At 41.6% G+C, this 981-nt stretch carries 1 protein-coding gene; it reads right to left on the bottom strand.

What is annotated here, in order from left to right:
* On the bottom strand, positions 1-981 hold a 981-nt coding region (gene tssI, locus R7040_RS25020; protein WP_318097359.1), incomplete at both ends, for a type VI secretion system tip protein TssI/VgrG.

The following is a 981-nucleotide window of genomic DNA, read 5'->3' on the forward strand; positions in this document are numbered from 1 at the left end:
GCCCTACCCGAGGATGAAACACCGCACCCCATCCATTTCCGGCAACACTTTGAGCAACTCGAATCCAACACGAACTATTTACATCGTACTTACCCAAACGATCCCAATGGAACTGTACTTTTATTCTGCCATGTTTATCAACGTATACCTCACCGTCTTTATTACCAGTCACAATGGCTGTTTGAAGACCTTTAATTTGCGGTTTAGGGTAAGTAACCGCCGGCCTTAAAATGGTTTTAGAGTCCACACAACTAAACGCAACACGAACACCTTGAGAAGCGGTGCCACCCAGACCAGTTTGATTAAACACAGAAGCAAAAATCGCCACAGAGGCCAAGACATATTCTTTTCCTACTCGCGATTTATCTTCGTGTTTTTTGAACTTAAAACATTTACCCACAGAAAAGGTTCGACAACTCGCCTCTCCGCTACATAGATAAACGTTCTGTTGAAGGGATTCAATTGCGTGAGTGTTTCGAAGCGAGTACTGATCGTCACTTTCTGTTTCACCCAGATACTCAAAATACTCACTCGCAGGTACGGTAAACAGTGCAGTATCACCAGCAGCTACGTTTTTGGGTTGTGAGGCTGGTTTTAGCATATTGAAGCCAGACTTCTGGCTTGATTTAGTCGTTAAAACTTGTGTTTCGTTCCAAGCAGAAATGTGACTCGACTCTGAACTGCCTGTATCGAAATCGACCATAAACTCAGGACTGGGTTTGTAAAAGCTTACATCATCAAAAATATCTAGGACATGGGATGATTTAGAGTGACTAAAGCAAAAAGAGAGCCCTTCTTCGGCTAGAAGGCGCTGAACAAAAGCAAGATCAGATTCTTCATACTGAACTTTGTAGGAATATTGGGGATACGTATTTTTGAGTTCAAATTTAAATGCAACACCATGCTCTGAAAGCACTTCGGAAATAATGTCTTTTATATTTTTCTTCTGAAAGATCTTACAATTATTTCTGTACGCTGCGA

It is taken from the genome of Vibrio sp. 1069 (assembly GCF_033340555.1).